A 7,441-nucleotide genomic window follows, 5' to 3' on the forward strand; every position below is an offset into this window, starting at 1 on the left:
GTTTGTCCAAGAAAAAAGAGTCATACAAGTCTGCATTAAGCGAACAAGATGGTGTTAAATCACCTGAATCACTAAGCAACGACTCTGCAAAAAACATAAAGGCAAAACGACAGAAAAAACCTTCTGTAGAAGATTTAGTTTCAGGTATTACAGCTGGCGATATTACGGCATTGAGTAGAGCCATTACACTTATAGAAAGTACTAATCCTACACACACTAAAAAAGCCAATGCTATTATTACAGCATGCTTACCTTATACTAATAAGTCCGTAAGAATAGGTATTACAGGAGTTCCTGGTGTTGGTAAGAGTACCTTTATTGAAGCCTTTGGTATCTACTTAACAACTCAAGGCAAAAAAGTCGCTGTATTGGCAGTAGACCCGAGTAGTAGCTTAAGCAAAGGCAGTATTCTTGGCGATAAAACTCGTATGGAAGACTTGGTTAAAGACCAAAATGCCTTTATCAGACCATCGCCTTCTGGTGATTCTTTGGGAGGTGTGGCAAGAAAAACCAGAGAAACAATTATACTATGTGAGGCCGCAGGATTTGACACTATTGTCATTGAAACTGTGGGTGTCGGTCAAAGTGAAACAGCAGTGCATAGTATGGTCGATTTCTTTTTACTATTAAAACTTGCTGGTGCTGGTGATGAACTTCAAGGTATAAAACGCGGTATTATTGAAATGGCAGATGCCATTGTTATCAATAAAGCTGATGGAGATAATTTAAAAGCGGCTAAATCTGCTAAAGTGGAATTTAATAGAGCATTACACTTATATCCAGAAAAAGATTCGGGCTGGTCGCCTAAAGTATCGCTTTGTAGTGCCTTAAAACAAGAAGGTATATCAGAAGTCTGGATGATGATTGAAAATTATATGTCAACCACCACATCAAACCAGTATTTTGAAATCAATAGAAATAATCAAAATAAATTCTGGTTACTACAAACTATCGAAGAGCGCTTAAAAGCTAACTTTTACAAATCGCCTAAAATTAAATCAGAATTGCAATCTCAAATCGCATTAGTTGAATCTGGCAAGACCACTCCCTTTGCCGCTGCAGAATATTTATTGAGCTTATAAACAGTTGGCTTTAAACCAGTCTACTTGAGATTTTACACTTTCTAAAAGTGTTGTTTGCGGATTATAATTAAGAATCTTTCTGGCCTTATCAATATTAGCTTTAGTTCGCCATTGATCTCCAACACGCTTAGGTTTAATATCTATTTTAATGTCTTTTCCTATTACCTTAGCAACGGCATCGATACCATCTTGTGTGGTATGCTCTACTTCGGTACCAAGATTAAATATTTCACCATCAACTTTGTCTTCATTACCAATAACACTGACAATACCATCAACTATATCACCCACATAAGTAAAACTTCTTAGATGTTTATCACTGCCTTCAAATAGAGGAAAGGCTTCATCTTTAAGTCCAAGATCAATAAGTTTGGTATACATTTTCTCTGGTCGCTCACGTGGACCAATTACAGAATATAATCGCAAACTGCATGCAGCCATTTTCTGCTCTCTACTCTTTTGTAATGCCAATTGCTCTGCCGCTAATTTTGTGACACCATAATGCGATGCTGGTTTTACCATAACATCTTCAGGGAATGTCGCTTCTAATCCATAAATAGACGACGTCCCAATATTTACAAATAATTTGAGATCAGTGCACGTTATTGCAAAATCAATAAGATGCTTTGTCGCAATAATATTGTTTGTGAAATAATCTTCAAACGTTGAAGTTTGAGAAATTCCTGGTTGTGCTGCAAAATGAAAGATGTAATGAAAGTCATTAGATAATAGCTTGTAATTCTCAGGATGTCTCAAGTCCATCTTAATGATAGTAGCACCTTTGTCTTCTACAGCATTAGCATTCATTTGTTTTAATTCAAGACTATAGTAGTCACAAAAATTATCTACACCAATAATGTCATGACCTAAACTCAATAAACGTTCTGCAGTATGAGAACCGATAAAACCTGCAACTCCAGTAACTAAAATCTTCATAATTTGGCTTTCTAATAAGCACAAATTAACACCTTTTTTGTGTTTAAACCAATATGGATTCGGTGTAATGCAAAAAAACAATATTTTTGTGCAGACTAAGCTTAAAAGCGCATGACATATAAATTCACAATTGTAGTTCCTGTATATAATGAAGAGGAAAATTTAGAGCGTGTGGAAACTGAACTTTCCAAGTACCTTGATATTGCTACTGTACCTACATATGTTTTGTTTGTTAATGATGGTTCTAAGGATAATAGTCAGGCATTGATTGAAACTATTTGTGAAAGAAATGAAGCCTTTGAGTATATCTCATTTAAAGAGAATAGAGGCCTTAGTGCGGCCATTAAAGCTGGTTTTGATCACGTAGAAAGCGAATTGGTTGGTTATATCGATTCTGACTTACAAACGGCCCCTGAAGATTTTAACCTATTATTAGAACATATTGATGCACATGCTTTAGTCACTGGTGTGCGCGCTAACCGAAAAGATTCTTTTGTAAAAAACATGTCTTCTAGAATTGCCAATGGCATCAGACGTGCGTTTACACACGATGGTATGGATGATACTGGTTGCCCATTAAAGGTCATCAGGTCTGATTATGCCAAACGTATTCCTATGTTTAGAGGCTTACATCGCTTTTTACCAGCTATGATCATGTTGCAAAATGGAAGTGTGACACAAATCCCTGTTCAACATTTCCCAAGAATCGCAGGTACGGCTAAATTTGGTCTTTGGAATCGTTTACTTGGTCCACTGATGGATTGTTTTGCCTATTTATGGATGAAGAAAAAATATATTAATTACGAGATAGAAAAATCGAGTAAGTAAAACCCATAATTTGAAAGACTGGATTATTTACAGCATCGGATTTTTAGCTCAGATACTTTTTTCGTCGCGACTAATTATTCAATGGATTACTTCAGAAAAGCAGCGAAAGGTTATAACACCGACTACGTTTTGGACCTTGAGTCTTATTGCCTCTTTCCTACTCTTTATTTACGGTTATTTTCGTTTAGACTTCGCCATTATGCTGGGACAGAGTTTAACCTATTTTATATACATCCGAAATTTACAATTACAAGGACAGTGGCAAAAATTTCCGAAAATTGCCAGATATTTATTACTAATTGTTCCCATACTTATTGTTATCTTTTACTACAACAATAACAAAATCGATGTTGAGCTTCTATTTAAAAACGAAGCCATTCCAGTGTGGTTGTTAATACTTGGTATTGTCGCGCAGGTAATATTTACGTTGCGTTTTGTATACCAGTGGATTCATGCAGAACGTCATAAAGAATCGACCTTACCCATGGGATTTTGGGTGTTGAGTTTAATAGGTGCAGGATTAATCTTAACTTATGCTATCATCCGAGAAGATCCCGTTTTATTTGTAGGTCACTTATTTGGATTGATTATTTATGCTCGAAATGCTTACTTAATCCGACAGACTGATGATTAAATTAATTGAAAAATATCCTGTTTTAAGCTTGCTACTTTTTGTGGTACTCATGCTCGGCTTCACCATTGATAGTATCCCTGTGAGTATTATGGAAGCGCGGAATTTTATTTCGGCAAGAGAAATGCTTACCGATGGTAACTGGATATTAACCACCATGAATGGTGAAGCGCGCTACGAGAAACCACCTTTACCAACTTGGATAACAGCAGCTTTTGGTTTTGTTTTTGGCATGAAATCGGTTTTAGCGTTACGCTGGCCTGCATTACTTCTTGTTGCTAGTATTGGTATTTCAATCTATTTACTTTCTAAAAAATTAGAACTGACTAAATCACATAGCCTCATTAATGGCTTTATTGTAATGAGTTCGTTTTATGTCATTGGTATTACCATAGAAGGTCCTTGGGATATTTACGCCCATGGTTTTATGCTTATGGCATTATATCAGTTGTTTCAGCTATTTCAAAAGCAAAAAACAAACCTATATAACAGCCTGTTGTTTGTCGTGTTTTTAGCGTGTTCCGTACTTTCAAAAGGACCAGTATCACTTTATGTGCTATTATTATCATTTATCATTGCTTATGGTATTGCATACAAGCTTAGAGGAGGCACGTTACATTTTTTAAAACTCTTTAGTCTATTAGTTTTTGGTATTCTACTTGGAGGTTGGTGGTATTTTCATGTGCGTATTGCAGATCCTGAAACGTTTACAGCTATTGCCTCACGAGAAACGTCTAACTGGAGCAGTTATAACGTCAGACCGTTCTATTATTACTGGAGTTTCTTTGTACAAAGTGGCTTATGGACCATTCCTGCTTTTATAAGCTTATTATATCCTTACATGAAGTCTCGTACTTCTAATATAAAAGCCTATCGCTTTAGTTTCTTTTGGACCATTATCGCAGTCATTCTGTTGTCTATTATTCCTGAAAAGAAATCACGTTATCTTATGCCTGTTCTTATTCCACTGGCTATAAATATTGGGTTTTATATTGATTATTTGATTCGTGAGTTTAAAAATCTGAAGAAACCAAAGGAAACCTTCCCAGTTTACTTTGAGTTTAGATTGGTAGCAGCTATTGCCATTTTATTTGGTGTATCTGGATTCTTCTTAGGACCATTATTAACCGGTTGGGTGTTAGTGCAATTCTTAATTGCTGAAGTTGTCCTTGCTATTATTGGTATTCTTATCCTGATGCAACTTAAACGAAAAGCTATAAAACCAACCTTCTATTTGGTGCTTCTGTTTATTATGAGTGTTGGTCTTTTAGCGCTGCCTTTAGCAAAAATTCAAGTTCAGAAAGATTTCAAGTCTGTTGCCACGCTTTCGGAACATAATCTACCTTTATATAGTTTAAACAACATTGCACCAGAAGTAATTTACAGCTATGGTGATAAAATTCCTAATCTAAAAACTGATGATGGTGTGGTGTTGCCTGAAGCTTCAGAATTTCATGTGTTAACGACTAAAACAGATCCAAATTCTATAGACGAATTAAATGAACTCTATACCATTGAGTTCATAGCAACCTACGATGCTAACTTCGCTGAAAAGGATACCAAAGCACACCGAAGTCGCTTGGTCAATACCTTGTACAAACTTACTCGGAAAGATTAAAACGCTTTAACAAATAGATATTCAGCTTGTAAAAGCCAAAGCCAGCTAAGGCACCAAAGGTCATACCACAAATAATATCTAGTGGATAATGCACACCAACATAGATTCTACTGTAAGCCACAATAAAACTCCAGAATAGCAGAATAAAAATCAGGTTTTTAAAGTATGGGCGTAACAACAAACCACCAAAGACTGCCGCAGCCATGGAGTTAGACGAGTGCCCAGAAAAGAAGCCGTACTTTCCGCAACGAACTGCTATATAGCGCATGCCTTCATCGAGCAAACTATCTAATCGGCATGGTCTAGGACGCATAAACCCATCCTTAAACACATTAGTAATTTGGTCGGTAAACGTGATCATGGCAGCAATGACAAATACCATTAACAACAGCGGTTTAGCTCCATATTTTTTATAGATGAGAAATAAAAGAATGGCATAAAGCGGTATAAAGGAATATTCGTTAGTTATAAATAACCAAATATCATCCCAAGTTGAAGACCCAAGTCCATTGAGATATAAAAATAGTTCTTTATCTAATTCTAAAAGCTTATCTATCATTAGTCATCGTAACGTGCTACTTCCCTATCGTAAAAATCTGTGGCTTGCTGAACGTAATTTTCCATTTCAGTTTCCAACTCTTTTTGATCGTGCTGATCAAATTCCTCAAACCATTCTACCTCATCGTTCTCTAAGTTGATGATGAATCTAGGGAATTCTGTATGTACTATGAATATCGCATCCGGATAATCGGTGTTGTCTCCGAGGATGAATTTTGGTAACTCCATATTCTAATTGTTGTCTTGTTGCAAAATTAAACGCTTTGTGAGATAATTAAACCTAATATACAATAAAATTGCAGCGGCACTTAATCCACCTAAAAGGCCTATCCAAATTCCAAGACTACCGTAAGCCTCTTCTTTTCCCATAAAATAACTAATCGGAAAGCCAATCACCCAATACGAAATGAATGTAATTATCGTCGGAATCTTTACGTCCTGTAAGCCACGAAGCGCACCTAATGTTATGACCTGCAAACTATCCGTAATCTGAAATATAGCCGCAGCCAACAGCAATGTTGCTGCAATCTTCACCACTTCTGCGGTATCTAGAGCATTGGCAGGATTATCTAAATCTACATACAAGTCTGGTAAGACATTATGAAACACCACAAATAATAAGGCGAAAAGTGCAGCGAAGATCAAGCCGACTAAAAAGATAGATTCTGCAATACGTTTTAAAGCTTTAAAATCTTTTAAACCTTTTTGATTACCAACACGTATCATGGCTGCCACACTTAATCCCATAGCGACCATAAAGGTCATGGATGATAGATTGAGGGCAATTTGGTTAGCCGCTTGTGCATTTTTACCCAAAGTACCACTCAGCCAAATGGCAGCTGTAAATATGGCCACCTCAAAAAACATTTGCATGGCACTTGGTAGACCCAAATTGGTGAGTTTTTTAAGTGGTTGTTTACTAAGTGTAAAGAATTTTATATTGGTGACATAAGCCATAGACTTATCGCGCTTGGCTAATAGATACCATAAGAAAATGAGCATCACAATACGTGAGACCAAAGTCCCAACGGCTGCACCAACTATACCTAATTGTGGAAAGCCAAACTTACCAAAAATGAGTACGTAATTAATCACCACATTAAGGATGTTAGCAATAATAGTCGCATACATTGGGTATTTGGTGAGCGATAAACCATCACTAAACTGTTTAAACGCCTGAAAAATAATAAGCGGTACCAGTGAAAACGCCACCAAATCTAAATACGGAATCGCCAACGCTACCACTTCCTCGGGCTGATCCATCACATACATTAAGGGTTTAGCGAGTAATAACATAAAAAACAAGACCAGACCTAAAACGGTACACAGAAAAAACCCATGTTTAAAAACCGACTTACCCTTTATAAAGTTCTTCTCAGAATCTGCTTCTGCCACCAATGGTGTAATAGCTGTAGAAAAGCCAATACCCAAAGACATGGCAATAAAAATAAAACTATTACCCAAAGACACTGCGGCCAGTTCTGCAGCACCCAATTGCCCAACCATCACATTATCAACAAAACTGACAAAGGTGTGCCCAAGCATACCCAAAATAACTGGTGATGCCAGTCTTAGGTTATATTTAAACTCTTTGGTATAGTTGTGCAAAAACATTTTGCAAAAATAGCGTTTCGATTTTTGTTGTACGAATTAAATTTGATGGGAGTTTTGACAGTGTCTAGTCCTGAAATATGGCTACAGGTTAAAATTGAATTAAGCTGATAATTTATATACCATATTTGGTGTTTTATAATCTAAAGATAAATGTAATCTTATTTCATTGTATAG

General features: G+C 36.4%; 8 protein-coding genes. 4 read left to right on the forward strand and 4 right to left on the reverse strand.

Translation table 11 applies throughout. The features are described from left to right. Positions 1 to 2 precede the first annotated feature (2 nt). The gene (meaB, locus tag ACTG3Y_RS03620) at positions 3 to 1,082 is read left to right on the forward strand and encodes a methylmalonyl Co-A mutase-associated GTPase MeaB (protein WP_439151561.1); all 1,080 of its coding nucleotides are present in this window, start codon (positions 3 to 5) and stop codon (positions 1,080 to 1,082) included. Here the strand turns inward: meaB and ACTG3Y_RS03625 are convergent. Further along, complete coding sequence (locus ACTG3Y_RS03625) at positions 1,077 to 2,018, reverse strand: NAD-dependent epimerase/dehydratase family protein (protein ID WP_439151562.1); 942 nt, start codon at positions 2,016 to 2,018, stop codon at positions 1,077 to 1,079. The two genes, meaB and ACTG3Y_RS03625, sit on opposite strands and share 6 nt — an antisense overlap. Before the next feature lie 111 nt (positions 2,019 to 2,129). On the opposite strand from ACTG3Y_RS03625, the gene ACTG3Y_RS03630 reads away from it, so the two are divergent. Genes ACTG3Y_RS03630 through ACTG3Y_RS03640 form a run of 3 tightly spaced genes read left to right on the forward strand, consistent with a single transcriptional unit; the run spans position 2,130 to position 5,095 of the window. Beyond that, positions 2,130 to 2,846: a glycosyltransferase gene (locus ACTG3Y_RS03630; protein ID WP_439151563.1), complete on the forward strand. Its 717-nt coding sequence runs from the start codon at positions 2,130 to 2,132 to the stop codon at positions 2,844 to 2,846. A gap of 10 nt (positions 2,847 to 2,856) precedes the next feature. After that, the gene (locus ACTG3Y_RS03635; RefSeq protein WP_439151564.1) at positions 2,857 to 3,480 is read left to right on the forward strand and encodes a lipid-A-disaccharide synthase N-terminal domain-containing protein; all 624 of its coding nucleotides are present in this window, start codon (positions 2,857 to 2,859) and stop codon (positions 3,478 to 3,480) included. Then, on the forward strand, positions 3,473 to 5,095 hold the full coding sequence (locus tag ACTG3Y_RS03640; protein ID WP_439151565.1) for an ArnT family glycosyltransferase: 1,623 nt from the start codon (positions 3,473 to 3,475) through the stop codon (positions 5,093 to 5,095). The genes ACTG3Y_RS03635 and ACTG3Y_RS03640 overlap by 8 nt, the downstream gene beginning before the upstream one ends. Here ACTG3Y_RS03640 and ACTG3Y_RS03645 read toward each other — a convergent pair. The 3 genes from ACTG3Y_RS03645 to ACTG3Y_RS03655 are packed head-to-tail and all read right to left on the reverse strand — an operon-like array spanning position 5,079 to position 7,267. After that, a complete protein-coding gene (locus ACTG3Y_RS03645; RefSeq protein ID WP_439151566.1) occupies positions 5,079 to 5,654 on the reverse strand; it encodes a phosphatase PAP2 family protein in 576 nt (191 codons plus the stop codon). The two genes, ACTG3Y_RS03640 and ACTG3Y_RS03645, sit on opposite strands and share 17 nt — an antisense overlap. Beyond that, positions 5,654 to 5,881 carry a hypothetical protein gene (locus tag ACTG3Y_RS03650; RefSeq protein WP_439151567.1) on the reverse strand — a complete coding sequence of 76 codons (228 nt, stop codon included), beginning with the start codon at positions 5,879 to 5,881 and terminating at the stop codon, positions 5,654 to 5,656. The genes ACTG3Y_RS03645 and ACTG3Y_RS03650 overlap by 1 nt, the downstream gene beginning before the upstream one ends. Positions 5,882 to 5,884: 3 nt before the next feature. Beyond that, a complete protein-coding gene (locus ACTG3Y_RS03655; RefSeq protein WP_439151568.1) occupies positions 5,885 to 7,267 on the reverse strand; it encodes an MATE family efflux transporter in 1,383 nt (460 codons plus the stop codon). Positions 7,268 to 7,441: the final 174 nt, after the last annotated feature.

Source organism: Winogradskyella sp. (assembly GCF_965656915.1).
Lineage (GTDB): Bacteria > Bacteroidota > Bacteroidia > Flavobacteriales > Flavobacteriaceae > Winogradskyella.

Bases quoted from the DNA above. Each gene is read 5' to 3' on its own strand.
- ACTG3Y_RS03625 (WP_439151562.1), bottom strand. From the start codon at position 2,018: ATGAAGATTTTAGTTACTGGAGTTGCAGGTTTTATCGGTTCTCATACT.
- ACTG3Y_RS03630 (WP_439151563.1), top strand. From the start codon at position 2,130: ATGACATATAAATTCACAATTGTAGTTCCTGTATATAATGAAGAGGAA.
- ACTG3Y_RS03640 (WP_439151565.1), top strand. From the start codon at position 3,473: ATGATTAAATTAATTGAAAAATATCCTGTTTTAAGCTTGCTACTTTTT.
- ACTG3Y_RS03645 (WP_439151566.1), bottom strand. From the start codon at position 5,654: ATGATAGATAAGCTTTTAGAATTAGATAAAGAACTATTTTTATATCTC.
- ACTG3Y_RS03650 (WP_439151567.1), bottom strand. From the start codon at position 5,881: ATGGAGTTACCAAAATTCATCCTCGGAGACAACACCGATTATCCGGAT.
- ACTG3Y_RS03655 (WP_439151568.1), bottom strand. From the start codon at position 7,267: ATGTTTTTGCACAACTATACCAAAGAGTTTAAATATAACCTAAGACTG.